The following is a 410-nucleotide window of genomic DNA, read 5'->3' on the forward strand; positions in this document are numbered from 1 at the left end:
CCCAGCCAGCGGAGTAGGCGCACTCCTCGCCGCCGTCGTGGTCGGTACACGGGAGTGGTGCGCCGAATAGACCTTGTGCCTGAGTGTGGATTTCCTGGGGGGTGTAGCCGAGCCGGCGGGCGACGTGAACCGCGAGCGCCCAGGCGACGCCGTGGTCGCCTTCGGCTGTTTCACACGTCGGCCGGTCGAGGTCGACGCTGTCGGGGTCGTCCTCGCTCTCCTCGAAGATGTCAGAGGAGTCGACGTCGCCGGCGTCGTCCTCGTCGAGGCCGTCGAACGCGGCGGAGAGGATCGCCCACCGGTCGCGGAGGCGCGTCTTCCCAGCCTCGCGAACGTGGGAGACGGCGGACGAGAGAACCTCGTCGTGAACCCTCTCCTCGGAGAACACGGGGAGAATCTCGGCCTCAACC

This window comes from Halorubrum distributum JCM 13561 (assembly GCF_000337395.1).
Classification (GTDB): domain Archaea; phylum Halobacteriota; class Halobacteria; order Halobacteriales; family Haloferacaceae; genus Halorubrum; species Halorubrum distributum.